The organism is Salmonella enterica subsp. enterica serovar Typhimurium str. LT2, assembly GCF_000006945.2.
GTDB classification, from domain to species: domain Bacteria; phylum Pseudomonadota; class Gammaproteobacteria; order Enterobacterales; family Enterobacteriaceae; genus Salmonella; species Salmonella enterica.
Map to the genome: position 1 here is coordinate 2,607,881 of NC_003197.2, position 25,837 is coordinate 2,633,717.

A 25,837-nucleotide genomic window follows, 5' to 3' on the forward strand; every position below is an offset into this window, starting at 1 on the left:
TCACAGTTACACTTATGAAGTGTCGGAGCGTGGAACGATATTTCACGACGTTGGTCAAAGGGCTATCTCAAAACAACAGGATAGAGGTTATGTTCAGGCAGTTGAAAAAAAACCTGGTGGCAACCCTCATTGCAGCATTGGCTCTCGGTCAGGTCGCGCCCGCATTTGCCGACCCTGCCGACACGCTGCCCGATATGGGAACCTCGGCAGGAAGCACGCTTTCTATCGGACAAGAGATGCAAATGGGCGACTTTTATGTGCGCCAGCTACGCGGCAGCGCGCCGTTAATCAACGATCCGCTGCTGGTGCAATACATTAACGCGCTGGGTATGCGTCTGGTCTCGCACGCCGACTCCGTCAAAACGCCCTTCCATTTTTTCTTGATCAATAATGACGAAATCAACGCCTTCGCGTTCTTTGGCGGCAATGTGGTGCTGCACTCGGCGCTTTTTCGCTACGCGGATAACGAAAGCCAGCTAGCTTCAGTCATGGCGCATGAAATCTCCCACGTGACGCAGCGCCACCTGGCGCGCGCGATGGAAGATCAAAAGCGCAGCGCGCCGCTTACCTGGGTGGGCGCGCTGGGTTCCATTTTGCTGGCCATGGCCAGCCCACAGGCCGGTATGGCGGCGCTAACCGGTACTCTGGCGGGAACGCGCCAGGGAATGATAAGTTTCACCCAGCAAAATGAGCAAGAAGCCGACCGTATTGGTATTCAGGTACTGCAACGCGCCGGATTTGACCCACAGGCGATGCCCTCTTTCCTCGAAAAACTGCTCGACCAGGCGCGTTACTCCACGCGCCCGCCTGAAATTTTGCTCACTCACCCCTTACCGGAAAGCCGCCTTGCGGATGCCCGCAACCGTGCCAACCAGATGCGCCCGGTCGTGGTGCAATCTTCCGCCGACTTTTATTTCGCCAAAGCGCGCGCCCTGGGAATGTACAATTCCGGACGTAACCAGCTTACCAGCGACCTGCTGGATCAGTGGTCTAAAGGCAACGTGCGTCAGCAACATGCGGCGCAATATGGCCGGGCGTTGCAGGCGATGGAAGCGAGCAAGTACGATGAAGCGCGCAAAACGTTGCAGCCGCTGTTAAGCGCGGAACCGAACAATGCCTGGTATCTTGACCTCGCCACCGATATTGACCTGGGGCAGAAAAGAGCCAACGACGCGATTAATCGCCTGAAAAATGCCCGCGATCTGCGCGTTAATCCTGTGCTGCAGTTAAACCTCGCCAATGCGTACCTCCAGGGAGGCCAGCCGAAAGCGGCGGAAACCATTCTGAATCGCTACACCTTTAGCCATAAAGATGACGGTAACGGCTGGGATCTGCTTGCTCAGGCCGAAGCCGCGCTGAACAACCGCGATCAGGAGCTGGCGGCGCGCGCTGAAAGTTATGCGCTGGCGGGACGACTGGATCAGGCAATTTCACTGCTCAGTAGCGCCAGCGCCCAGGCAAAACTGGGTAGTCAGCAACAGGCGCGTTACGATGCGCGTATCGACCAGTTGCGCCAGTTACAGGAACGCTTCAAGCCATACACGAAAATGTAATCGCCGTTTATTAGCCGGATGGCGTCACAAGGAGAACTCATGACCGACACGATTAAAATCTACCATAACCCGCGCTGCTCGAAGAGCCGCGACACGCTGAACCTGCTGAAATCTAACGGCGTGGAACCGGAAGTGGTGCTTTATCTGGATACGCCCGCCGATGCCGCCACCGTGCGGGAACTGCTGCGTATGTTGGGCATGTCCAGCGCGCGCGAACTGATGCGCCAGAAAGAAGATCTCTATAAAACGCTTCACCTGGCGGATAGTGAGCTGAGTGAAGAGGCGTTAATCCAGGCGCTGGTTGAACACCCTAAACTGATGGAGCGCCCCATTGTGGTGGCAAATGGTCAGGCGCGCATTGGCCGACCGCCTGAGCAGGTGCTGGACATCCTCGGTTAACCGTTGAACGCCGCCGTCGCGGCGTATTACAGTTTCAGGATCTCTTTGACAAACGGGATCGTCAGTTTTCGCTGGGCAGTGATCGACGCATGATCGAGCTGATCCAGCGTCATAAACAGCGTGCGCATTTCGCGATCAAGACGTTTGAGTAAAAACCGCCCGACATCTTCCGGCAGTTCAAACCCCCGTAACCGGGCGCGCAACTGTAGCGCCTGAAGTTTGTCTTCATCGGAAAGAGGCTGGAGTTTATAGATTTGCCCCCAGTCCAGACGGGAAGCGAGATCGGGCAAGCCCAGATTTAACTGTCTTGGCGGACGATCGCCGGTGATCAATAACCGCGTCTTACCGGACTCCAGAATGCGGTTATAGAGATCAAAGATCGCCATCTCCCACAGTTCATCGCCAGCGACACACTCAATGTTATCAATACACACCAGCGAGAGGTGTTCCATACCGTCGAGCACTTCCGGCACGAACCAGGTACGTTTATCGAGCGGGACGTAGCCTACCGCATCTCCACGCTGCGACAGTTCAGCACAGGCGGCGTGCAGTAAATGGCTGCGGCCCGCGCCTTCACGCGCCCAAAGGTAGATATATCCACTATGTTCCTGGCGCAACACGTTTTGTAACGCGGCCAGTAGAGAGGCGTTATCCCCCGGCCAGAAACTTGCGAAAGTTTCGTCGTCAGGAAGATAAAGTGGCAAAGAGAGCTGTGCCGGTGTGTTCAGAGATACCTCAACCCAGGATGACATAAAATCGCGCTGAGTTTACCACATAATTCCCGTGAGATAGAACCGGGCAGCATCGCTGCCCGGCAACCCGTTACTGATGCGGGGGCTCCGCATCATTTGCCTCCAGTACCACTTCTTCCGGACGCAACAGGCTAATCAGTTTAAAAATCAGGCTCAGGCAAATCCCGACGATGGTCGCCAGCGCCATCCCTTTCAATTCTGCCGCGCCGATATGCACTTTCGCGCCGCTCACGCCGATGATCAAAATCACCGAGGTGAGGATCAGGTTTTGCGCTTTGTTGTAGTCGACTTTCGATTCGATCAAGACGCGAATCCCCGACGCGCCGATAACGCCGTACAACAGCAGCGAGACGCCGCCCATCACGGGTAACGGGATAATCTGAATCGCCGCCGCCAGTTTGCCAACGCAGGAAAGCAGAATGGCGAAAATCGCCGCGCCGCCGATAACCCAGGTACTGTAAACGCGGGTGATCGCCATGACGCCAATATTTTCCCCATAGGTGGTATTCGGCGTGGAGCCGAAGAAACCGGAAATGATCGTCGACAGTCCGTTAGCGAACATCGAGCGGTGCAAACCGGGATCGCGCACTAAATCTTTTTTGACGATATTCGCCGTCACCACCAGATGACCGACATGCTCGGCGATCACGACCAACGCCGCGGGCAGAATCGTCAGGATCGCGAACCATTCAAAACGCGGCGTATAGAAGGTCGGCAGCGCAAACCAGTGCGCCTGGGCAATCGGCGTGGTATCGACCACCCCCAGCGCGAATGACAGCGCATAGCCCGCCAGCACGCCGATCAAAATCGGAATGATCGCCAGGAAACCGCGAAACAGTACGGAGCCGAACACCGTCACCGCCAGCGTGACCATGGAGATGATAATTGTTTTCGTGTCCGGCGACTGCCCTTGCGCAGGCAGTAATCCGGCCATCCCCGCCGCGACGCCAGCCAGCTCCAGACCGATGACGGCAACGATTGCGCCCATTGCCGCAGGCGGGAACATCACATCCAGCCAGCCGGTGCCCGCTTTTTTAACGATGAAAGAGACCAGACAGAACAACACGCCGCACATAATAAAACCGCCCAGCGCCACTTCATAACCCAGCGGCAACAACAGTAATACCGGGGAAATAAAGGCAAAGCTCGATCCGAGGTAGGCAGGAATTTTACCTTTGCAGATAAAGAGATACAGCAACGTTCCGATACCGTTAAACAGCAGCACCGTCGCGGGATTGATATGAAACAGAACTGGCACCAGCACGGTCGCGCCAAACATGGCGAAAAGGTGCTGTAAACTAAGCGGGATTGTCTGTAAAAGCGGCGGTCTTTCACTCACCCCGATAGCACGGCGCGTCATAGTGTTTTCCTCTAAGTGTGTTTGTTATGAGTGGTTTTATTCAAAAAAAAGCCGACTCTTAAAGTCGGCTTTTAATTATTTATTCACTTATTTGGTACCAAAAATCTTATCGCCGGCATCGCCAAGCCCCGGAATAATGTATCCGTGCTCGTTAAGCCCCTGATCGATAGAGGCGGTGTACAGTTCAACGTCCGGGTGCGCTTTTTCCAGCGCCGCAATGCCTTCCGGCGCGGCGACCAGCACCAGCACCTTAATGCTGCTACAGCCTGCTTTTTTCAGCAGGTCGATGGTCGCGATGACAGAACCGCCAGTCGCCAGCATCGGGTCGACGATCAGCGCCATGCGCTCATCAATGTTCGATACCAGTTTCTGGAAATAAGGTACTGGCTCAAGCGTCTCTTCGTTACGGTACATCCCGACTACGCTGATACGCGCGCTCGGTACATTTTCCAGAACGCCTTCCATCATACCCAGACCCGCGCGCAGAATCGGCACAACGGTAATTTTTTTACCTTTGATCTGGTCGATTTCCACCGGGCCATTCCAGCCTTCGATGGTGACTTTTTCCGTTTCCAGGTCGGCTGTCGCTTCATACGTCAGCAGGCTGCCTACTTCTGAGGCGAGTTCACGAAAGCGTTTAGTGCTAATGTCGTTTTCACGCATCAGACCCAGCTTGTGTTTGACGAGTGGGTGTTTGACTTCCACGATCTTCATACTCTTCTCCTATCCTCAGATGACTGGCAACCACAAAAAAAATCGCCGGATTATACCGCTTTTCCTCTCTGACGCAACACAATGTATGCTTGACCTGGATCAACCAAAAGCGCTGATAGCGGAAAAGTGAGTATAAATCACTCACGTTGAAACAGGCGATAAAGGCTAACAACCGTTTGAATATTAGCAATTTTAAGGGTGAATGACCTGTCCCGACCGCCTGTCGTAAACCAAGTGCTGGATATCCTTTTCTTTTTTACCAACAGGGAAATTTTCAAGCAGCGACCGAAACCATGCAAAAAAAATCGCCCGGATAACCAGGGCGCAGACCACGCTCGCAAACGTTTGCTTTCCCTGTTAGAATTGCGCCGAATTTAACTTTTACCGCAAGAAAAAACGTGGGGAACCAGGCAGTGACCGATAAGACCTCTCTTAGCTATAAAGATGCCGGCGTCGATATTGATGCGGGTAACGCTCTGGTTGATCGAATCAAAGGCGTAGTGAAGAAAACTCGCCGCCCGGAGGTTATGGGCGGTCTGGGCGGTTTCGGTGCGCTGTGCGCGTTGCCGCAAAAATATCGTGAACCGGTACTGGTTTCCGGCACTGACGGCGTAGGTACCAAACTTCGCCTGGCGATGGACTTAAAGCGTCACGACGCTATCGGTATTGATCTGGTGGCAATGTGCGTAAACGATCTGGTCGTTCAGGGCGCGGAACCGCTGTTTTTCCTCGATTACTATGCCACGGGTAAACTGGATGTCGATACCGCCGCCAGCGTGATCAACGGTATTGCCGAAGGCTGCCTGCAATCCGGCTGCGCGCTGGTCGGCGGCGAGACGGCGGAAATGCCGGGCATGTATCACGGCGAAGATTACGATGTGGCGGGTTTCTGCGTCGGCGTAGTCGAAAAATCAGAAATCATCGACGGCTCCCGGGTTGCCGAAGGCGACGTGCTGATTGCACTCGGCTCCAGCGGCCCGCACTCGAATGGATATTCGCTGGTGCGGAAAATTATTGACGTTAGCGGCTGCGACCCACAAACCACTCTGCTGGAAGGGAAGCCGCTGGCCGATCATCTGCTTGAACCGACCCGTATCTACGTAAAATCGGTTCTGGAACTGATTGAAAACGTCGATGTACACGCTATCGCCCACCTCACCGGCGGGGGCTTTTGGGAAAATATTCCGCGCGTTCTGCCGGAGAATACCCAGGCGGTAATTAATGAGTCGTCCTGGCAGTGGCCCGCCATCTTTACCTGGCTGCAAACCGCCGGTAATGTCAGCCGACATGAAATGTACCGTACCTTTAACTGCGGCGTCGGCATGGTGATTGCGCTCTCCGCTCCGGAAGCGGACAAAGCGCTTGCTCTGCTAAACGAGAAAGGTGAAAACGCATGGAAAATCGGTATCATCAAAGCCTCTGATTCCGAACAGCGTGTGGTTATTGAATAATGAATATTGTGGTGCTGATTTCCGGCAATGGAAGCAATTTACAGGCGATTATCGATGCCTGCGAAGCGAAGAAAATTAAAGGCACCCTCAGGGCAGTATTCAGCAATAAGGCCGACGCGTTCGGCCTTGAACGCGCCAGAGAAGCCGGTATTCCGGCGCAAGCGCTGACTGCCGATCGGTTTGACAGCCGCGACGCCTTCGATCGCGAGCTGATTCGCAAGATAGACGCGTATGCGCCCGATGTGGTCGTGCTGGCCGGTTTTATGCGTATTCTGAGTCCGATGTTTGTCGCGCATTACTACGGGCGTCTGCTGAACATTCACCCTTCCCTGCTACCAAAATATCCGGGGTTGCATACCCATCGCCAGGCGCTGGAAAACGGCGATGAGGAGCACGGTACCTCGGTACATTTCGTGACAGACGAACTCGACGGCGGCCCGGTCATTCTCCAGGCGAAGGTGCCGGTTTTTGCCAACGACAGCGAAGATGATATCACCGCACGCGTACAGACTCAGGAACATGCGATTTATCCGCTGGTGATTAGCTGGTTTGCGCAGGGGCGTCTAAAGATGCGCGATAACGCCGCCTGGCTGGACGGGCGTCGTCTGCCGCCGCAAGGTTATGCGTCTGACGAATAATATGTCATCGGACAGGACTGCGTCTGCTTGCCGGATGGCGGCATAAATGCCTATCCGGCCTACTCTTTTCCCTTCCTTTATGCTATCAGTTTATTGTCATATTTTTCTGACGCTGTTGGACATTAACGCGTAATGCTCGCCATAATTATCAGGCAGTGTCCCGTGAATAAAACGGAGTATAGGTAGTAATGGGTCAGGAAAAGCTATATATCGAGAAAGAACTGAGCTGGTTAGCATTTAACGAACGCGTGTTACAGGAAGCAGCGGATAAATCCAACCCGTTGATTGAGCGGATGCGGTTCCTGGGAATCTATTCTAATAACCTCGACGAGTTCTACAAAGTGCGTTTCGCTGAACTGAAACGACGTATTATTATCAGCGAAGAACAGGGTTCAAATTCTCATTCACGCCATTTGTTAGGCAAAATTCAGTCCCGCGTGTTGAAAGCAGACCAGGAGTTCGACGGCCTGTACAACGAATTACTGCTGGAAATGGCGCGTAATCAAATCTTTCTGATCAACGAGCGTCAGCTCTCGGTGAACCAACAAAGCTGGTTGCGCCACTATTTTAAGCACTATTTGCGCCAGCATATTACCCCGATTCTCATTAACCGGGAGACGGATCTTGTTCAGTTTTTAAAAGATGATTACACCTATCTGGCGGTGGAGATTATCCGTGGCGACACCATCAACTATGCGCTGCTGGAGATACCGTCCGACAAAGTCCCACGCTTCGTTAATCTGCCGCCGGAGACACCGCGCAGACGCAAGCCGATGATCCTGCTGGATAATATTCTGCGCTACTGCCTGGATGACATTTTTAAAGGGTTCTTCGACTATGACGCGCTTAATGCCTATTCGATGAAAATGACCCGCGATGCCGAATATGACCTGGTGCATGAGATGGAATCCAGTCTGATGGAGCTGATGTCTTCCAGCCTGAAGCAGCGCCTGACCGCTGAGCCTGTGCGCTTTGTCTATCAACGCGATATGCCCGCCGCGCTGGTCGACGTACTGCGGGAAAAACTGACGATCTCCCGGTATGACTCAATCGTACCCGGCGGGCGCTACCACAATTTTAAAGACTTTATTAATTTTCCGAATGTCGGTAAAGCCAACCTGGTCAATAAACCGTTACCGCGGTTACGCCATCTTTGGTTTGATAAAGAGAAGTTTCGTAACGGTTTCGACGCGATTCGTGAACGTGATGTGCTGCTCTATTATCCTTATCACACCTTTGAACATGTGCTGGAACTGCTGCGTCAGGCGTCGTTTGACCCAAGCGTGCTGGCGATCAAAATCAATATTTATCGCGTAGCGAAAGACTCGCGCATTATTGACTCGATGATCCATGCCGCCCATAACGGCAAAAAAGTCACCGTGGTGGTGGAGTTGCAGGCGCGCTTCGATGAAGAGGCAAATATTCACTGGGCCAAGCGGTTAACCGAAGCGGGCGTCCATGTTATTTTCTCTGCGCCCGGGCTGAAAATTCACGCCAAACTCTTTCTCATCTCACGAAAAGAGGGTGATGACGTGGTGCGTTATGCGCATATCGGCACCGGTAACTTCAACGAAAAAACAGCGCGGCTGTATACCGATTATTCGCTGCTGACCGCCGATGCGCGCATTACCAATGAAGTGCGTCGGGTCTTTAATTTTATTGAAAACCCCTATCGCCCGGTCACTTTCGATTATTTGATGGTTTCTCCACAAAACTCACGGCGTCTGCTGTATGAGATGATCGATCGTGAAATCGCCAATGCCCAGCAAGGCTTACCGTCAGGGATTACCTTAAAGCTTAACAACCTGGTTGATAAAGGGTTGGTCGACAGGCTATACGCCGCGTCGGGTTCGGGCGTCCAGGTCAATCTGCTGGTACGCGGTATGTGTTCTCTTATTCCGCAACTGGAAGGCATTAGCGATAATATTCGTGCGATTAGCATTGTGGATCGCTATCTGGAACACGATCGGGTTTATATTTTCGAAAACGGCGGTGATAAGCAAGTTTGGCTCTCTTCAGCTGACTGGATGACGCGTAATATTGACTACCGTATCGAAGTCGCTACGCCTATCCTCGACCCGCGGCTTAAACAACGCGTCCTGGATATCATTGACATTCTGTTTAGCGACACGGTAAAAGCGCGTTTTATCGATAAAGAACTCAGCAACCGCTACGTACCGCGCGGCAATCGCCGTAAAGTCCAGGCGCAGCTGGCAATTTATGACTACATCAAATCACTCGAGCAACCAGACTAACGCTATGCCAATTTACGATAAATCCCCTCGTCCGCAGGAGTTCGCTGCGGTCGATCTCGGCTCAAACAGCTTTCATATGGTCATTGCCCGCGTGGTTGACGGCGCAATGCAGATTATCGGGCGCTTAAAACAGCGCGTCCATCTGGCGGACGGGCTGGGCGCAGATAACAAACTCAGCGAAGAAGCCATGGAACGGGGGCTTAGCTGTCTGTCGCTGTTTGCTGAACGCTTACAAGGTTTCTCCCCTTCCAGCGTCTGTATCGTAGGCACCCATACGTTACGTCAGGCGCAAAATGCCGCTGATTTTCTCAAACGCGCGGAAAAGGTTATTCCCTACCCGATAGAGATTATTTCCGGTAACGAAGAAGCGCGCCTGATTTTTATGGGCGTAGAACATACGCAGCCGGAAAAAGGCCGCAAGCTGGTGATCGATATCGGCGGCGGGTCAACAGAGCTGGTCATTGGCGAAAACTTCGAACCCAGGCTGGTTGAAAGCCGTCGTATGGGCTGCGTGAGCTTCGCGCAGCTCTACTTTCCCGGCGGCGTTATCAATAAAGAAAACTTCCAGCGCGCCCGAATGGCGGCGGCGCAAAAACTGGAAACCTTAACCTGGCAGTATCGTATTCAGGGTTGGAACGTAGCGATGGGCGCTTCCGGTACGATTAAGGCCGCTCATGAAGTTCTCCTGGCGCTGGGTGAGAAAGATGGCTTCATTACGCCGGAGCGCCTCGATAAACTGAAGTCAGAAGTGTTGAAGCACCGCTCCTTTAATGCGCTCAGCCTGCCGGGTCTGTCTGAAGAACGAAAAGCGGTCTTTGTGCCGGGCCTGGCGATTCTGTGCGGCGTTTTTGATGCTCTGGCTATCCGCGAGCTTCGCCTTTCCGACGGCGCATTGCGCGAAGGCGTACTGTATGAAATGGAAGGCCGCTTCCGCCATCAGGATGTTCGCAGCCGTACCGCAAAAAGTCTGGCCAATCAATACAACATTGACAGAGAACAGGCCAGACGCGTGCTGGAAACCACCATGCAGATGTACGAGCAGTGGCAGGCCCAGCAGCCAAAACTGGCGCATCCGCAGCTTGAAGCGTTGCTTCGCTGGGCGGCAATGCTGCATGAGGTTGGACTGAATATTAATCACAGCGGTTTACATCGCCATTCGGCTTATATTCTGCAACACAGCGATTTGCCCGGCTTTAATCAGGAGCAGCAAATGATGATGGCGACGCTGGTGCGTTACCATCGTAAAGCCATAAAACTGGATGATATGCCCCGCTTTACGCTGTTTAAGAAAAAACAGTATCTGCCGTTAATTCAGCTACTTCGGCTGGGCGTATTACTGAACAACCAGCGGCAGGCGACCACCACGCCGCCGACGCTGCGGCTAACGACCGATGACAGCCACTGGACGTTATGTTTTCCGCATGACTGGTTCAGCCAGAATGCGCTGGTACTGCTTGATCTGGAAAAAGAACAGCAGTACTGGGAAGCGGTAACTGGCTGGCGTCTCAATATTGAGGAAGAAAGCTCGCCGGAGATCGCCGCGTAAATTGTGAGCCAGACGCCGCGCCGCGGCGTCTGTCTTTACTGAATCTCAGATAATAGCTGCGGCTCGCCAATTAAATATCCCTGAAGATAGTCGATCCCCAACGAGAGCACTACGCTTCGTATTTCTTCGCTCTCGACATACTCCGCGACGACCTGCATATTTTTCATTCGCGCTAAATGACAAATAGAAGCCACAATCTGATAATCGAGACTGTTTGACACTATATTGCGAATAAAACTGCCATCAATTTTAAGAATATCGGCGTCGACGTTTTTCAGCCGCGCATAGCTGGCGTAGCCAGTACCGAAATCATCAATCGCTATCTGACAGCCAAACTGCTGTAGCTGTCCCAGCGTCAACTGCGCCTGCTCAGCATTGGTGAGAGAGTTGCTTTCCGTTACCTCAAAAACCAGTTGCCAGGGTTCAACCTGATATTGCGTAAGCAGCTGCTTAACTTCTGCAGGGAAACGAGCGCGGCATACCGATGTTGGCGACAGATTAATGGCAAAACGATGCGCGGGCATATATTCCCGGCTGGCCGCCATAAACCGCAGCGTGTTTTCAATCACCCAAAGATCGATAGCGGAAGACAATCCAAACTCATGCGCCACGGGTAAAAAATTGTCCGGGTTGATAACGTCGCCGTTGTCATCCCTGAGTCGCAGTAAGATTTCATGGTAAACGTCCCCACGAACACCGAAAATAGGCTGCGCCATCAGGAAAAAATGATCGTGCTCCAACGCCTGTTGCAGGCGATTCATCATCGCAATTCTGCCCTTCAAATCGCGCTGCAGGTGCATTGCGCCGCGCCGCTGTAAATCCTCCGGCGCGTTAGTCGTCAACGAAAGATCGGAACTGGTGCTTAATTCGCCCAACAGCAGATAAAGGTGGCTAACCGGAGAACGCACGCAGCAATAGCTCACGCCGACAGGCGGCTGTAGCGGCAGTCCATCCCAGATAAACCGAAACTGCTTAATATGTTTATCCAGCGCTTCAATACGCTGCTGATGCGCCTCTGTATTAAGACGCAGCACCAGGTCGTGCCCTGACATCTGGTAGACGCACTCATTTGAGGCCAGCATCGGCGTAATCCAGTGAGAGAGCTTTTGCTTATACTGGATGCGTAGCATGACGCCATAATTTTTACCCAATAGCTCCAGGCCCGGCACGTGTAAAAAACAGATCGTAGACCAGGGCGCATTTTGGAGCGCGCGGTTTAACGCACGTAAATTGGGAAGATGTACAACCGGGTCAAGATAGGCCAGCCGCCGTGCGCGACCACTCACTACGCGCTGACGCGTGGCCAGTACAGACATATAATTAACAATAAAAGAAAAAACCAGATAGCTCGAAGAGGTAATCGCTAATTGCGTATCATAACCTGAATACCAGGGCATATAACGCTGATAATAATGAATCGACGTAATTAGCACGACGGCCCAGATAATTGAAATAAACTTATAGCCATAGCGCATCGCGCCCCACAGCATGACCGGCAATAATAACGAAAGCGTATAGTTGGTACTAAATATTGAACTATTATCAGTCAATGGCATACACAGTATAAACATTAGTGTAGTCAATACGGCCAGCCAAATAACGATCTCTTTTTTAGTGGCCTTGCTATCAATCTGTAGCTTTAATTGCTGATAATACCCCCGTAGGTGCAGCGGATTGCGAAGAGTACGAATAATAAAATAGCACAATGGCACGCCGACAAGGTTACCGACCAGTAACGCCTGGTAATTAATCAGCGTGTTGATATTAAAGGGCATTACCCCCATCAGGCTGGCTTTGCTTTCGTACATGCCAACAAAAGCGGCAAACTGGTAGATGACCAGAAATAATGTTGCTGAACAAAATACCTGCCAGAATATTCGTTGAAACAGCAGGTGGGCGTCGCCGTGGGAAACATTGTTTCGCCGGGGGGAAAAGACACGATAGCCGCCCCAGCTTAGCACGATAGTAATGATAAAGTGCATCGTCACGGAAAGGGTTTCATACAGCCCTGTCTGCGGGTATCTGCGCCAGAAGATAGCAAGCACAATGCCCGGCAGTGCTGCCCAGCCGAAAAAGAGCATCAGGCTAAGCATAAAAGCTAACGGCAGGTAAAAAAGAACCACATTTCCAGTGCTGGTAAGCGCATAAGTATTTGCGCTACTTAAAACAGGCAGTAAAATCGAAGGGAGAATGAGCGGTAGTCCCCACCATTTATCTCTGATATTTATATAAGTTTTATTTAGTTTCATAGATGCTCAGCAGAACCCCCCAATCCCAAAGGGGCGTTAACAGACAGGCATCCCACCTGACTTTAAATTGATGATGAGATATACATCACACGATAGTCATCGATTGTAATTATTAAACAAAAGTAACATTTGATTTAAGTCAATTATTACCTTTCTCCTGCAGCCTTTATTCGCCTTTTTATTCTTTGTTATCATTAATTTATTATTAATGTAAATACTAAAATTATCTTCCATAACAATATAAGATAAATCAACTGACGCAATTTTACATTAAGAGGAATTGACCATCGGTTCGCAGTATGCCTTAATGTAGAGTGAACGCAGGCTTGTTACGTTCTTCGCCTTGATAATACCCTTGAAGAACCCAGCCTGATCCCGCCCATATCGCTGGGCCAACGTTAAGGAACCCTTTGTGAGTCAGGCCAACAGTATGCGAAAACGACATCGATTTAACACTCGCATGACCCGTATCGTACTGCTTATCAGTTTTCTCTTCTTCTTTGGACGTTTCGTCTACTCTTCTATCGGCGCCTGGCAGCACCATCAGGATAAAAAAGAAGCGCAACAGTCATCGCTTTCTGTCACCACGCCGGGACAACGTTAAGCTGTTATCCGTTAAAAAGCCCGCGCAAGAAAAAGAAGCTTTAGCGTTAACGCAAAAAGACAATCCCACTCAATGGGTTCAGGCCATGATCAGACGCTTAAAGAGCAACCGCGGGATATCCTGCCTGGGTGATAAGATCACATGCGCGGTTACTAAGATTCCCTCGACCGAATACAAAACCCGATAGCCTTCAGCGTGGTTAAACTCCCGGTAGCTGGCACAGCCAATTTTCAGCAGTTCAGGGCAACCAGTTCTACCTACGAGGGGTAAACCTCGTGGGACAACTCCAGTAACATTAATTGCTTCTAAGTACATCAGTAATTGGTTGAACTATAAACTGCCACCTGGGATCAGATTACCAACGTTGACAGGCAAAACTATCAACTCATTACAGCTAAGCTCAACGAATAATTTAGGTCGTTTCGTTGGTCGTAATGTACCCTGGCTCGGTTGGGTTATGACATTCACTACGATTTATGATATCCAGCGTAATATTAAAGATACATTTAATCGTGTGGCGGTTCCTAAAGATCGCATTAAGTGGACGTACTTCTAATGAGAGATATTGAGAAAGAAATTATCGATTTTATCGATCAGGAATATAACACTAAAAAGTACTTTCTCTGTGGGCCAAAGCGAATCATCACGCTTGATACCAGTATTAGGGATGATCTTAAACTCGTTTTTGAAGATAGTGAAGAACTTCTACAAAAGTACTTCAAGCGTTGGAATGTAGATTCAGAAGGATTTGACATACTCAACTATCTGAATCCAGAGTACTTTGGAAGTAAAGAGCCTGATCCGCGTAAGCCACTAACGGTTGGTATGCTCGTTGAAAGTGCTAAAGCTGGGCGTTGGTTATATAGTTGAAGAATAAAGTTACTATATTTTAAATACCCCTTATTTGGGCTGAATCGCCACGGATAACCTGGACACTTCTGAGTCGTTGGTAGATCTTTTTCTTTATCCGTTCACGCTTCAGTAGCTGGAAAAAGCTTTCTGCAACCGCATTGTCATGACAGTTGCCACAACGGCTCATACTGCCCTCCAGTCCGTGCAATTTCAGCCATTCATAGCGGGTGTACTGACTACCCTGATCAGACTGAACCAGCACCTGTTTTTGGGGATGACGTCGCCACACGGCCATCAGAAGCGCATTCAGAACAATATCTTTTGTCATTCGTGGTTGCATTGACCAACCGATAACTTTGCACGAGAACAAATCAACGACCACGGCAAGATACAACCAACCTTCGTGGGTTCGTAATTACGTCAAATTTGCCGTCAGGAACTGTGCGCCACATAGAAAATTCATGAATGCACATAAATAAAAACCCTCTGTAAAAACAGAGGGTTAAATTCACCTTTACCTGTTCATGAAAACACAGGAAGGATTATCGGCTTATTCCCACTCAATGGTAGCCGGCGGTTTACCGCTGATGTCATACACCACACGGGAAATCCCGTTGACTTCATTGATGATGCGGTTGGAAACGCGACCGAGGAAGTCATACGGCAGGTGCGCCCAGTGTGCGGTCATAAAGTCGATGGTTTCGACGGCACGCAGAGAGACAACCCAGTCATACTTACGACCATCGCCCATAACGCCAACGGAACGAACCGGCAGGAAGACGGTAAACGCCTGACTGACTTTGTCGTACAGATCCGCTTTGCGCAGCTCTTCAATGAAGATAGCGTCAGCACGGCGCAGCAGGTCGCAGTACTCTTTCTTCACTTCACCCAGAACACGAACGCCGAGGCCCGGCCCCGGGAACGGATGGCGATACAGCATGTCATACGGCAGGCCCAGCTCCAGACCAATCTTACGCACTTCGTCTTTGAACAGCTCTTTCAGCGGTTCAACCAGCCCCATCTTCATCTCTTTCGGCAAGCCGCCGACATTGTGGTGAGATTTGATGACGTGCGCTTTACCGGTTGCAGACGCCGCAGATTCGATAACGTCAGGGTAAATGGTGCCTTGCGCCAGCCACTTCACGTCTTCCAGTTTGAGCGCTTCTTCGTCGAACACTTCTACAAAAACACGACCGATGATCTTACGCTTGGCTTCCGGATCGTTCTCGCCAGCCAGCGCGGACAGGAAGCGCTCTTCTGCCGGTACGTGAACGATATTCAGGCCAAAATGGTCGCCAAACATGTCCATCACCTGCTCGGCTTCGTTGAGACGCAGCAGGCCGTTGTCGACGAATACACAGGTCAGATTTTTACCGATCGCGCGGTGCAGCAGCATTGCGGTGACGGAAGAATCCACGCCACCAGAGAGGCCGAGGATCACTTTGTCGTCGCCCACCTGCTCGCGAATGCGCGCCACGGCGTCGTCGATGATCTTCGCCGGCGTCCACAACGCTTCACACTGGCAGATATCGCGTACAAAACGCTCCAGCATGCGCATACCCTGGCGGGTGTGAGTCACTTCCGGGTGGAACTGTACACCGTAGAAGCGTTTTTCTTCGTTGGCCATAATGGCGAACGGGCAGCTCTCGGTGCTGGCGACGGTCACGAAGTCGGACGGAATCGCCGTCACTTTATCGCCGTGGCTCATCCACACGTCCAGCAGCGGTTTGCCGTCTGCGGTCAGGGAATCTTCAATACCGCGAACCAGCGCGCTGTCGGTCAACACTTCGACCTGCGCATAACCAAATTCACGCTCATTAGAACCTTCTACATGACCGCCAAGCTGCATCGCCATGGTCTGCATACCATAGCAAACGCCAAATACCGGCACGCCTGCTTCAAAGACATACTGCAGCGCGCGCGGGCTGTTTTCTTCGGTGGTGCTTTCCGGGCCGCCGGAAAGAATAATGCCGCTTGGGTTGAAGTCACGAATTTGTGCTTCTGTCACATCCCACGCCCACAGTTCACAGTAAACACCCAGCTCACGCACGCGGCGCGCAACCAGTTGAGTGTACTGAGAACCGAAGTCCAGAATGAGGATGCGATGCTTATGAATGTTTTCCGTCATTGACGCTTATTCCGAGGCAAGTGAAACAGATTAAATAAATCGCCCGACACGAAGGTCGGGCGAAGAAAATCAGGAGCCCAGACGGTAGTTCGGGGACTCTTTGGTGATGGTCACGTCGTGAACGTGGCTTTCCTGAATGCCCGCACCGCTGATACGCACAAACTCCGCTTTAGTACGCAGTTCGTCGATGGTAGCACAACCGGTCAGCCCCATACAGGAGCGCAGGCCGCCCATCTGCTGGTGAATGATCTCTTTCAGGCGACCTTTATAGGCTACGCGACCTTCGATACCTTCCGGCACCAGTTTGTCAGCGGCGTTGTCGCTCTGGAAGTAACGGTCGGAGGAACCTTTGGACATCGCACCCAGCGAGCCCATGCCGCGGTAAGATTTGTAAGAACGGCCCTGGTAGAGTTCGATTTCGCCCGGGGATTCTTCCGTACCCGCCAGCATGGAACCCACCATTACCGCGCTTGCACCTGCGGCAATCGCTTTGGCTATGTCGCCGGAGAAACGGATACCGCCGTCAGCGATAACCGGAATACCGGTACCTTCCAGCGCTTCAACTGCGTCAGAAACAGCGGTGATCTGCGGAACGCCCACGCCAGTCACGATACGAGTGGTACAGATGGAACCCGGGCCAATACCGACTTTCACCGCGCTGCAACCGGCTTCCGCCAGTGCGCGAGCGCCTGCGCCTGTCGCGACGTTGCCGCCGATGATTTGCAGGTCAGGATATTTAGCACGGGTTTCACGGATACGTTGCAACACGCCTTCTGAATGACCGTGAGAGGAGTCGATCAGCAGTACGTCAACGCCTGCCGCCACCAGCGCGTCAACGCGCTCTTCGTTGCCCGCGCCTGCGCCGACCGCCGCGCCGACACGTAAACGGCCCTGCTCATCTTTGCAGGAGTTTGGTTTACGTTCCGCTTTCTGGAAATCTTTTACGGTAATCATGCCAAGCAGATGGAAGTTATCATCAACGACCAGCGCTTTTTCTACGCGTTTTTCGTGCATTTTTGCCAGCACGACTTCACGGGCTTCGCCTTCACGAACGGTCACCAGACGCTCTTTCGGCGTCATGTAAACGCTAACCGGCTGGTTCAGGTCAGTCACAAAACGCACGTCACGACCGGTGATGATACCCACCAGCTCGTTATCTTCAGTCACCACCGGATAGCCCGCAAAACCGTTACGCTCGGTCAGGGCTTTCACTTCATGCAACGTGGTGGTTGGCAGGACGGTCTGCGGGTCGGTCACTACGCCGGACTCGTGTTTCTTCACGCGGCGAACTTCTTCCGCCTGGCGCTCAATGGACATGTTTTTGTGGATAAAACCAATGCCGCCTTCCTGGGCCAGGGCAATTGCCAGGCGCGCTTCCGTCACGGTGTCCATCGCCGCAGAAAGCATAGGAATATTCAGACGAATAGTTTTCGTCAACTGCGTGCTGAGATCGGCAGTATTCGGCAAAACGGTGGAGTGAGCGGGAACAAGGAGGACGTCGTCAAACGTCAGGGCTTCTTTAGCGATACGTAGCATGGGCAATATCTCACCTGGGAGGTTAATAAATATTGCCGCGGCATTATACAGAACGTAATCGGTTGCATCTACATTTTTTTGCAAATAGTGCTTGCGATCCCCCGTGAGCAGGTTACTATCGATTGAATAACCTGCTGATTTAGAATTTGATCCCGCTCACATGTTATCCTCTCAAACTTCCTCAATTTTTACCGTAAGCCGCCTTAACCAGACGGTTCGTCTGCTGTTAGAACAGGAGATGGGACAGGTATGGATCAGCGGCGAGATTTCTAATTTCACGCAGCCTGCGTCGGGCCACTGGTACTTTACGCTCAAAGACGATACCGCTCAGGTGCGCTGTGCGATGTTCCGTAACAGCAATCGCCGGGTGACGTTCCGCCCGCAGCACGGGCAGCAGGTGCTGGTACGCGCCAACATTACGCTGTACGAGCCGCGCGGCGATTATCAAATCATCGCCGAAAGTATGCAGCCCGCGGGCGAAGGCTTGTTGCAGCAGAAATATGAGCAGCTAAAAGCCAAACTGCAGGCCGAAGGCTTGTTCGATCAGCAGCATAAACAGCCGTTGCCCTCCCCGGCCCACTGCGTTGGGGTGATCACTTCGAAAACCGGCGCGGCGCTGCACGATATTCTCCACGTGCTAAAGCGTCGTGACCCATCCCTGCCCGTTATTATCTATCCAACCGCAGTCCAGGGCGACGACGCGCCGGGGCAGATCGTTCGTGCTATCGAACTGGCGAACGCGCGCGGCGAATGTGATGTACTGATCGTCGGGCGCGGCGGCGGTTCGCTGGAAGATTTGTGGAGTTTTAACGACGAACGCGTGGCGCGGGCGATTTTTGCCAGCCGCATTCCGGTGGTCAGCGCCGTCGGTCACGAAACGGACGTCACGATAGCTGATTTTGTCGCCGACCTGCGCGCGCCTACGCCATCAGCAGCGGCAGAAATTGTCAGCCGTAACCAGCAGGAGTTGTTGCGTCAGATCCAGTCCGCCCAGCAGCGTCTGGGCATGGCGATGGACTACTACCTCGCCAATCGCAGCCGCCGTTTCACGCAGATTTTTCACCGTCTGCAACAGCAACATCCGCAACTGCGTCTGGCCCGTCAGCAAACCGCGCTGGAACGTCTACGCCAACGGATGGGATTTGCGCTTGAGGCCAGGATTAAGCAGGCCAATCAACGCCAACAGTGCGTAAGTCAACGCCTGAGCCAGCAAAATCCGCAGCCGCGCATTCACCGCGCGCAGTCGCGCATCCAACAGCTTGAATATCGTCTGACGGAGAATATCCGCTCACGGTTAAGCGAACAGCGCGAGCGTTTTGGCAACGCGGTCACGCATCTGGAAGCGGTCAGCCCGTTAGCCACGCTGGCGCGCGGCTATACGGTTTCGACGACAACGGACGGCAAGGTGCTGAAAAAGATCAAACAGGTCAAAGCAGGCGATATCATGACCACGAGACTGGAGGACGGCTGGCTTGAAAGTGAAGTCAAATCCGTCACGCCGGGCACGTAATCCAACACTCCCCCACCCTTTGCAGCGCGATGTTGGGTTTCGACTTCGCCTCAGCCAACCTACGCGCCACGTCGGATAAGGTGTAGCCATAATCTGACGATCAACCGGTTTGTCATTCGCCTCAAAACCGGGCAGGGAACACCCGCCCGGTTTTGTCTAACTTACCAGTTATAGCGCAGATTGAGGCTACCGTTCAGATCGCCAAAGTCATTGCTGCCAGTCTGCCCGGCAACCTGAGCGCGAACGCTCCACTGCTTATCGATATCTGCCTGCAGACCCACTTTCAGCTCCGCACGGTTAGCCGGAAGATCCTGTTTCACCGTAGCATCATCAAACGATACCGACACATCATCGCTGGTGTGCAGCCAGTTAGCTTCAGCAAACGGCTGGATAACCGTACGGCTGCCTTTGTACAGCTTGCCGTCAACACGCAGACCCAGACGCGTTGTCCAACTGTCGCCATCCTGACCATCAATCCGGGTGCCGTAGTTATCCTTCACGCTATCCGCTGAGTAATTCTGCCAGACAACCTGCGCCTGCGGCGTCAGACTGACAGTATTACCGTTGCTAAGCGCAATATCGTAGCGATAACCAGTTTCCAGCGAGACGGCGTTAGCGGTTGAATCATAAGATTCAGATCCCGCATCACCGCTCTCTACGCTGTTGTTGTAGAAACCATATTGGTACCAGCTGTCGACATACGCGCCGCTATGCGTTTGGGCATCGGCAAACCAGGTGGCATAGACGCCAAGGTTGTAGCCGTCTACGTTGCCGCTACTGGTGAACTGGCTACCGTCTGCGCCACGGTTACCGGTGCTGTCGGTATCGGCGTTGATGTAGCTCGCCATGACGCCAACGGTAACGCTCTGCTGGCCGTTACCCCAGGCCAGAATGTCGCCGCCTAACTGGAACTGGGAGTAGTTGCTGTCCATATCGATATTGCCGCTGACAGCCTCGGATTCCGCTTTACCCGCTTTGAAGCGCGCCCATACGCTGCCATCGGCATTACGATACTGGCTGCCCTCGCGGTCATAGAGGGTCTGCATTTGCAGGTTGCGCGCCATCCACTGGTTGCCCATGTACGCGCCGATATCCGCACGGTACTGCGGTGCGACATCGCCGCCGTGGTCCGGAGGCGTGACATCGCCGCCGTCGCCGCCGTCGTCCGGAGGCGTGACATTACCGCCATCGCCGCCGTCGTCCGGAGGCGTGACATTACCGCCATCGTCACCGCCATCCGAAGGCGTGTCATCACCGCCGCTGTCGTCATCATCAGACTGTGCTTTTGACGCCAGATACCAGTCGTTGTCACTTTCATTCCAGTACAGACGGTAGGTATACAGACCGGCGTTAACCTCATTTTTTAGCTCAAACGCATCGCTGGTCGATACGCCGCCAACATCCACCACTTCGATACCGTTAGTGGTCTGTGCTCCATCGCCGATGCCGTTGATGTACAGATCGGTGGTGCCGGAAGCATCGCCGGTAATGACCAACTTATCGGTTGCCGAATCATCGTCGCCCAGGACGGTATTCAGGTAAAGCGAGCCGCCGTTGCCGGTGTAATTGCCATCGACATAAAGCGTATTGCCAGGCGTGCTGGAGCTGCTACCACTGGTCATTGTCCCCATGTTGATCAGATCGCCATTGAGGGTGAAGATAGCGCCTGTTTCCTCGCTGTTGCCGAAGACCAGCGTCCCTTCGTTGGTCACCTTACCGTTAACGGTCGTACCATTGCTGCCGCCGAAGGTCGCCCCGGAGGCGACGTTCACCGCCTGCTGGCTGCCCATCTCGCCAATCGAGCCGTCTCCGGACAGCCATAGCGTGCCTTCCTGTACGTTGGTATCGCCGCTATAGGTGTTCGCGCCGCTCAGCGTCAGTTTACCCGCGCCCAGTTTGGTCAGCGATTTACCGTCCCAGTCGCCGTTGCCGGTTTTATCGCCCAGTACGCTGGTGACTTCAAAACTGTCGCCTGCGCCCAGGGTAAACGTGCCGTGTGCTGGCGTCGCTGACGTGGCGGTCGCATTCCAGCTCAGCCCTTCGGTAAGCAGATATTCTGACGCATCTTCAGGATTGATTGTCCCGGTTACGGTCAGATAGTCCGGCTTGTCAGTGAGGTTCATCGTCAGGCTGGTAAAGTCGCCGCTGATATCGCTGGTCATATCCATCAGTTTAAAGGACTGGAACTCCGCGTCGGAGGCGCGCGCTTGCAGGCTGGCGTCGCTGACGACCAAATCGCCGCCAAGCGTGGCGCTGCTGCCGGTAATCAGCGGTTGCACTGAGTCACTATTCAGCTCAACGTTCAGCGTACTGCCATCTTGCTGAATTAACGCGCTGTCGCCGAGATCCAACGAGGTGCCGAGCGCCAGTTGGGTCGTCGCGCCGCTATGAGTGGTGATGCCGCCCACCGCGCTGACTTCACCGTCTGCGTCCAGCACCAGCGTGGCATTATTGTCTACCAGACCGGTGCCCAGCGCCGTCGTACTGGCGGCGACCAGCGTACCTTCATTGATGGTGGTGCCGCCGCTGTAGTCGTTGTCGCCAGAGAGGATCAGCGTGCCTGCGCCTTCTTTGGTCAGCGATTTACCGTCCCATCTGCTACCCGGATCCAGCGTATCGTCAACGTCTGTCAGTGTAGCCGCAACGTTAAAGCTGCCGTCAGGGTCGCTCAGGGTAAAGGTGCCGTGGGCGTCGGTAGTGGCGTTGTCTCTGTCCGCATACCAGGAGAGGGAGGCCGTCAGATCATAGTGGGTGTTGTCTGCTTCATCGACTTTTCCGTCGATAGTCAGGAAGTCAACATCTTCTCTATTCATTCCCGCGACGGTCAGATCGTCGAAATCGGTCGTAATGGCGCTGTCGCTGCCAATCAGCGTGTAGGTGTATGCCTCAGGCGTCCAGCTGTCTGTAACGCTGCCAATGCCGGTAACATTCAGCGTGCCGCCCAGCGCGACGCTGTCGGCGGTAATCACGGCGTCGTCGGTGGCCGCGCCGAGGTCAATACTTAGCGTACTGCCGTCTTCCTGGGTGAACTGGCCCGCGTCAAGGGTGCTGCCCGCTGCCAGCGCGGTAGTGGCGCCGCTATGGGTGGTGACGTTCGCAAGCTCAAATGCGCCGTTGGCATCCAGTATCAGCGTACCGCTGTTGTCGATATTGCCGCTGCCCAGCGCGTTGACGTTGGCGGCAATCAGCGTGCCGTCAGTGATAGTGGTGGCGCCGGAATAGCTGTTGTCGCCGCCTAACGTCAGCTCGCCGGTACCGGTTTTGACCAGCGAACCGCTGCCGGAAAGCGTATTTTCCAGCTCGCCCTCACCGACCTGAAGCACACCGCTGTTGGCAACAGCTCCGGTACCCAGCGAATCCGCATGGTCAGCCGTCAGCGTACCGCCGATAATGGTGGTGCCGCCGGAGTAACTGTTATCGCCGCTTAACGTCAGTTCGCCCGTACCGGTTTTGACCAGCGAACCGCTGCCGGAAAGCGTATTTTCCAGCTCGCCCTCGCCGACCTGAAGCACACCGCTGTTGGCAACAGCTCCGGTACCCAGCGAATCCGCATGGTCAGCCGTCAGCGTACCGCCGATAATGGTGGTGCCGCCGGAGTAACTGTTATCGCCGCTTAACGTCAGTTCGCCCGTACCGGTTTTGACCAGCGAACCGCTGCCGGAAAGCGTATTTTCCAGCTCGCCCTCGCCGACCTGAAGCACGCCGCTGTTGGCAACAGCTCCGGTACCCAGCGAATCCGCATGGTCAGCCGTCAGCGTACCGCCGATAATGGTGGTGCCGCCGGAGTAATCGTTGCCGCCGCTTAACGTCAGCTCGCCGGTACCGGTTTTCACCAGCGAACCGCTGCCGGAAAGCGTATTTTCCAGATCGCCTTCGCCCACCTTAAGCACGCCGCTGTTATCGATATCGCCGCTGCCCAGCGAATCCGCATGGTCAGCCGTCAGCGTACCGCCGGTAATGGTGGTGCCGCCGGAGTAAGTGTTGTCGCCGCTTAGCGTCAGCTCGCCTGTGCCGGTTTTCACCAGCGAGCCGCTGCCGGAAAGGATGTTTTCCAGCTCGCCTTCGCCCACCTTAAGCACGCCGCTGTTGTCGATATCGCCGCTGCCCAGCGAATCCGCATGGTCAGCCGTCAGCGTACCGCCGGAAATAGTGGTGCCGCCGCTGTAGTTGTTATCGCCGGTCACGATCAGCTCATCGCTACCGCTTTTGACAATTTGGCCCTCGCCGGTCACGTTGTTATCCAGCGTGCCCTGGCTCAGCGCAAGCGTTGCGCTTTCTGCAATCGTCACATCGCCAGTGCCGAGCGCGGCGGCGTCTTTGGCGGCCAGAATGCCGCCGTCAATTTCAGTATCGCCGTAGTCGTTGCCGGTGTTGCTGAGGATCAGCGTGCCGTCGCCTTGTTTGGTTAGCTTGCTGCCGTTCCAGTTGGAGGTCGCCGTGGTTTCGTCCAGTTCGCTGGTGACGGTAAAGGTACTGCCTGCATCAACGGTAAAAGTGCCATGCGCAGCGCGCGCAGAATTTGCGCCCGCGTACCAACTCAAGCCCGTAGACAACTCGTAGTTGGTATTATCATTCGCATCAACGCCCGCGTTGATCGTCAGATAATCCGGCATAGCGGAGGTGTCAGCATCCAGTGTTACGCTGTCAAAATCGGTAGTGATTGCAGTTTGCGAATCAATCAGCGTGATCGATCCAAAGTGTTCGTCGGTTTCGGGCGCGACAAAGGTGGCCGTTGAGCTAAGGTTCAGCGTCCCGTCCAGCGTGACGTTGGCGGCTTTGATAATTGGCGCGCTGTTGGCGGTATCCAGCGTCGCGTTTATCTGGCTGCCGTCCTGCAAGGTCAGGGTATTGTCCACCGTCAGCAGCGTACCTGTCGAACCGCTCGCGTTGCCCAGCGTAATATCGCCGTCGTTGGTCAGATTGCCGACGGTTGACGGGTCGGTCATGTTCCACTGGCTGGTGTCGTCGAGCGACAGCGTAGTAAACATCGCATCTACACTACCGGTTAACGTGGACCCCTGGCTTAAAGAGAGCGATGACGATGACGCGTCAGTCTGGACAATGTTGCCGGTCAGCATCGTTTTTTCGGCCTGAATAGTCGCTTTGCTGCCTAATTTGATCGCGGTCGGCGCCGTAAAGGTGCTGTTGGTGAGCTCAATGGGGTCGTTAATGGTCGTGCTGCCATCAATGTTCAGTGCGACAGTTTTTGAGGTGACGTTTGCGTCGCTGACCGTCAGCGCGTTGAGATCCTCATACCCGTCGAGTTTTCTTTTGCTGGTTATAAAGATACCGTCGCCGTCGGCGTTGATGGTGGCGCCGTCGATCCTGGCGTCCGACGCCAGAATATACACGCCCGTACCGGCAGAGGTAATGTTGCCGCCTGTAATATCCAGGGTAGTGGCGTTATTGGCCTGTACCGCCGCGCCGCTGGCATTGGTATGTGTTATGGTCGCGTTGGTGAGATTAAGAGCGGCCTTATTGGTACCCTGGATGGTGCTCATCGTACCTGCAGAGCTGACCGAGCTATCAGACAGGTTCAGGGTGGAACCCTCGTCTGTCGCGGTGTTTCCGGCAACAACGTTTATCTGGCCTTGCGCCAGGGTGATTGTGCTACCGTCCAGCACGTTCAGCGTACTGCCTTGTTGCACCTGCGCGCTGCTGCTGTTAGCTGCCTCAACGATGGTACCGTCCAGCGTTGCTTCTGAACCCGTATACAACGTCATTACGCCGAAATTGCCGTCAATCGTTAGCGTACTGTCTGTTAACCTCAGTGTGCTGCCATCCGCTGCGGAAATACCCTGGGTATAAATACCCGTAGTGGTTATCTTCGCGTCGGTAAGCTCAAGGATAGCGTAATGATCCAGCGAAATGGCGTTGGAAACATACTTACCGCCATCCGGATCATCAGCCCCGCCTCCGCTTGTTTCAATGACGAGCCCCGTCCCTGTGACCGTGGTGGGCTGCCAGCCGACGGTGGCGACACCCGAGACATATAGCGCCGCGCCTTCATCGGTGCCCGAATAGCTTATCGGCGGCGTTGACGCATCCAGAACGTGGGGCTGCGCATCAGCATATGATACCTGATTATCGGCCATAGCCAGCGGGCTGAAAAATCCGAGCGCCGCAGCCACGGCGCAAGCCAGCGCCGCGCGCGTTGCTTTTATTATTTGTCCATATTCGGACTTTTGGTTTGGAGAATGGGTTTCACTCGCGCATACTTGCGCTTTAACTTTGCTGTGGCCTCGCGCCAGTTCTGAAGCCACGACATACATATTTCGCACGGCGCTCCA

General features: G+C 53.7%; 20 protein-coding genes and 21 other annotated features. Of the genes, 9 read left to right on the plus strand and 11 right to left on the minus strand.

Annotated elements, in window-relative coordinates; genetic code table 11:
* Positions 1-76: 76 nt before the first annotated feature.
* Positions 77-82: a ribosome-binding site (putative RBS for STM2494; RegulonDB:STMS1H002608), on the plus strand.
* The gene (locus STM2494; protein ID NP_461429.1) for a putative inner membrane or exported occupies positions 77-1,553 on the plus strand. Within the gene, positions 90-1,553 belong to an annotated coding region; the region does not span the whole gene. Its footprint overlaps the feature before it by 6 nt.
* A 28-nt stretch (positions 1,554-1,581) precedes the next feature.
* Positions 1,582-1,587: a ribosome-binding site (putative RBS for yfgD; RegulonDB:STMS1H002609), on the plus strand.
* Positions 1,582-1,952, plus strand: a protein-coding gene (yfgD, locus tag STM2495; protein ID NP_461430.1) for a putative arsenate reductase. Within the gene, positions 1,593-1,952 belong to an annotated coding region; the region does not span the whole gene. Its footprint overlaps the feature before it by 6 nt.
* Positions 1,953-1,978: 26 nt before the next feature.
* Here yfgD and yfgE read toward each other — a convergent pair.
* The 3 genes from yfgE to upp all read right to left on the minus strand — a co-directional run bounded on the left by yfgE (position 1,979) and on the right by upp (position 4,939).
* Positions 1,979-2,704 (minus strand): putative ATPase involved in DNA replication initiation, encoded by a 726-nt coding sequence (gene yfgE / locus STM2496; RefSeq protein ID NP_461431.1) that lies wholly within the window; start codon positions 2,702-2,704, stop codon positions 1,979-1,981.
* A 70-nt stretch (positions 2,705-2,774) separates the two neighbouring features.
* Positions 2,775-4,076, minus strand: a protein-coding gene (gene uraA, locus STM2497) for an NCS2 family uracil transport protein (RefSeq protein NP_461432.1). Within the gene, positions 2,775-4,064 belong to an annotated coding region; the region does not span the whole gene.
* Positions 4,071-4,076, minus strand: a ribosome-binding site (putative RBS for uraA; RegulonDB:STMS1H002610). It overlaps the preceding gene by 6 nt.
* A 75-nt stretch (positions 4,077-4,151) precedes the next feature.
* The gene (gene upp, locus STM2498) for a uracil phosphoribosyltransferase (RefSeq protein ID NP_461433.1) occupies positions 4,152-4,939 on the minus strand. Within the gene, positions 4,152-4,778 belong to an annotated coding region; the region does not span the whole gene.
* Positions 4,790-4,795, minus strand: a ribosome-binding site (putative RBS for upp; RegulonDB:STMS1H002611). (Overlaps the previous gene by 6 nt.)
* Positions 4,915-4,923 (minus strand) — a -10 signal (putative -10_signal for upp; RegulonDB:STMLTH004550).
* Positions 4,931-4,939 (minus strand) — a -35 signal (putative -35_signal for upp; RegulonDB:STMLTH004550).
* A gap of 175 nt (positions 4,940-5,114) precedes the next feature.
* Positions 5,115-5,131, plus strand: a protein binding site (putative binding site for PurR, RegulonDB: STMS1H000353).
* Positions 5,128-5,136 (plus strand) — a -35 signal (putative -35_signal for purM; RegulonDB:STMLTH004551). (Overlaps the previous feature by 4 nt.)
* Here upp and purM point away from each other — a divergent pair.
* From purM to ppx, 4 genes are all read left to right on the plus strand, one after another.
* The gene (gene purM / locus STM2499) for a phosphoribosylaminoimidazole synthetase (RefSeq protein ID NP_461434.3) occupies positions 5,128-6,229 on the plus strand. Within the gene, positions 5,192-6,229 belong to an annotated coding region; the region does not span the whole gene. (Overlaps the previous feature by 9 nt.)
* Positions 5,152-5,160: a -10 signal (putative -10_signal for purM; RegulonDB:STMLTH004551), on the plus strand. (Overlaps the previous gene by 9 nt.)
* Positions 5,186-5,191 (plus strand) — a ribosome-binding site (putative RBS for purM; RegulonDB:STMS1H002612).
* Positions 6,215-6,220: a ribosome-binding site (putative RBS for purN; RegulonDB:STMS1H002613), on the plus strand.
* Positions 6,215-6,867, plus strand: a protein-coding gene (gene purN / locus STM2500) for a polyphosphate kinase (RefSeq protein ID NP_461435.1). Within the gene, positions 6,229-6,867 belong to an annotated coding region; the region does not span the whole gene. The genes purM and purN overlap by 15 nt, the downstream gene beginning before the upstream one ends.
* A 171-nt stretch (positions 6,868-7,038) precedes the next feature.
* Positions 7,039-7,044, plus strand: a ribosome-binding site (putative RBS for ppk; RegulonDB:STMS1H002614).
* The gene (gene ppk / locus STM2501) for a polyphosphate kinase (protein NP_461436.1) occupies positions 7,039-9,122 on the plus strand. Within the gene, positions 7,056-9,122 belong to an annotated coding region; the region does not span the whole gene. (Overlaps the previous feature by 6 nt.)
* A 4-nt stretch (positions 9,123-9,126) precedes the next feature.
* Positions 9,127-10,668 (plus strand): exopolyphosphatase, encoded by a 1,542-nt coding sequence (gene ppx, locus STM2502; protein ID NP_461437.1) that lies wholly within the window; start codon positions 9,127-9,129, stop codon positions 10,666-10,668.
* Between the two features lie 35 nt (positions 10,669-10,703).
* Here ppx and STM2503 read toward each other — a convergent pair whose 3' ends face one another.
* The 3 genes from STM2503 to STM2505 all read right to left on the minus strand — a co-directional run bounded on the left by STM2503 (position 10,704) and on the right by STM2505 (position 13,487).
* Complete coding sequence (locus tag STM2503; RefSeq protein ID NP_461438.1) at positions 10,704-12,917, minus strand: putative diguanylate cyclase; 2,214 nt, start codon at positions 12,915-12,917, stop codon at positions 10,704-10,706.
* A 96-nt stretch (positions 12,918-13,013) separates the two neighbouring features.
* On the minus strand, positions 13,014-13,151 hold the full coding sequence (locus STM2504) for a putative cytoplasmic protein (protein ID NP_448898.1): 138 nt from the start codon (positions 13,149-13,151) through the stop codon (positions 13,014-13,016).
* Between the two features lie 70 nt (positions 13,152-13,221).
* The gene (locus STM2505) for a putative inner membrane protein (RefSeq protein NP_461440.1) occupies positions 13,222-13,487 on the minus strand. Within the gene, positions 13,222-13,482 belong to an annotated coding region; the region does not span the whole gene.
* Positions 13,318-13,323: a ribosome-binding site (putative RBS for STM2506; RegulonDB:STMS1H002616), on the plus strand. It overlaps the preceding gene by 6 nt.
* On the opposite strand from STM2505, the gene STM2506 reads away from it, so the two are divergent.
* Positions 13,318-13,521 (plus strand): putative inner membrane protein gene (locus STM2506; RefSeq protein NP_461441.1). Within the gene, positions 13,330-13,521 belong to an annotated coding region; the region does not span the whole gene. The two genes, STM2505 and STM2506, sit on opposite strands and share 170 nt — an antisense overlap.
* Positions 13,482-13,487 (minus strand) — a ribosome-binding site (putative RBS for STM2505; RegulonDB:STMS1H002615). It overlaps the preceding gene by 6 nt.
* Before the next feature lie 78 nt (positions 13,522-13,599).
* Here STM2506 and STM2507 read toward each other — a convergent pair.
* Complete coding sequence (locus STM2507) at positions 13,600-13,836, minus strand: putative inner membrane protein (protein NP_448901.1); 237 nt, start codon at positions 13,834-13,836, stop codon at positions 13,600-13,602.
* Positions 13,837-14,061: 225 nt separating this feature from the next.
* On the opposite strand from STM2507, the gene STM2508 reads away from it, so the two are divergent.
* Positions 14,062-14,391, plus strand: coding sequence for a putative cytoplasmic protein (locus tag STM2508; RefSeq protein NP_461443.1), 330 nt, complete (start codon positions 14,062-14,064; stop codon positions 14,389-14,391).
* Positions 14,392-14,410: 19 nt separating this feature from the next.
* On the opposite strand, the gene STM2509 is transcribed toward STM2508, so the two are convergent.
* The 3 genes from STM2509 to guaB form a co-directional block, all read right to left on the minus strand.
* The gene (locus STM2509; protein NP_461444.1) for a putative IS3-like transposase occupies positions 14,411-14,772 on the minus strand. Within the gene, positions 14,411-14,767 belong to an annotated coding region; the region does not span the whole gene.
* Positions 14,767-14,772: a ribosome-binding site (putative RBS for STM2509; RegulonDB:STMS1H002617), on the minus strand. (Overlaps the previous gene by 6 nt.)
* 151 nt (positions 14,773-14,923) lie before the next feature.
* Positions 14,924-16,516, minus strand: a protein-coding gene (guaA, locus tag STM2510) for a GMP synthetase (protein ID NP_461445.1). Within the gene, positions 14,924-16,501 belong to an annotated coding region; the region does not span the whole gene.
* Positions 16,511-16,516: a ribosome-binding site (putative RBS for guaA; RegulonDB:STMS1H002618), on the minus strand. (Overlaps the previous gene by 6 nt.)
* A 54-nt stretch (positions 16,517-16,570) precedes the next feature.
* Positions 16,571-18,123 (minus strand): IMP dehydrogenase gene (guaB, locus tag STM2511; RefSeq protein ID NP_461446.1). Within the gene, positions 16,571-18,037 belong to an annotated coding region; the region does not span the whole gene.
* Positions 18,049-18,054 (minus strand) — a ribosome-binding site (putative RBS for guaB; RegulonDB:STMS1H002619). (Overlaps the previous gene by 6 nt.)
* Positions 18,096-18,104, minus strand: a -10 signal (putative -10_signal for guaB; RegulonDB:STMLTH004552).
* Positions 18,115-18,123, minus strand: a -35 signal (putative -35_signal for guaB; RegulonDB:STMLTH004552).
* Positions 18,124-18,197: 74 nt before the next feature.
* On the opposite strand from guaB, the gene xseA reads away from it, so the two are divergent.
* Entirely contained in the window at positions 18,198-19,547 is a 1,350-nt protein-coding gene (xseA, locus tag STM2512) for an exonuclease VII, large subunit (RefSeq protein NP_461447.1), read from the plus strand.
* Positions 18,294-18,301, minus strand: a protein binding site (putative binding site for PurR, RegulonDB: STMS1H000354). (Overlaps the previous gene by 8 nt.)
* Positions 19,548-19,708: 161 nt before the next feature.
* Here xseA and shdA read toward each other — a convergent pair.
* Positions 19,709-25,835, minus strand: a protein-coding gene (shdA, locus tag STM2513; protein NP_461448.1) for a C-terminal region of AIDA-like protein. Within the gene, positions 19,709-25,828 belong to an annotated coding region; the region does not span the whole gene.
* Positions 25,830-25,835: a ribosome-binding site (putative RBS for shdA; RegulonDB:STMS1H002620), on the minus strand. (Overlaps the previous gene by 6 nt.)
* Positions 25,836-25,837 lie beyond the last annotated feature (2 nt).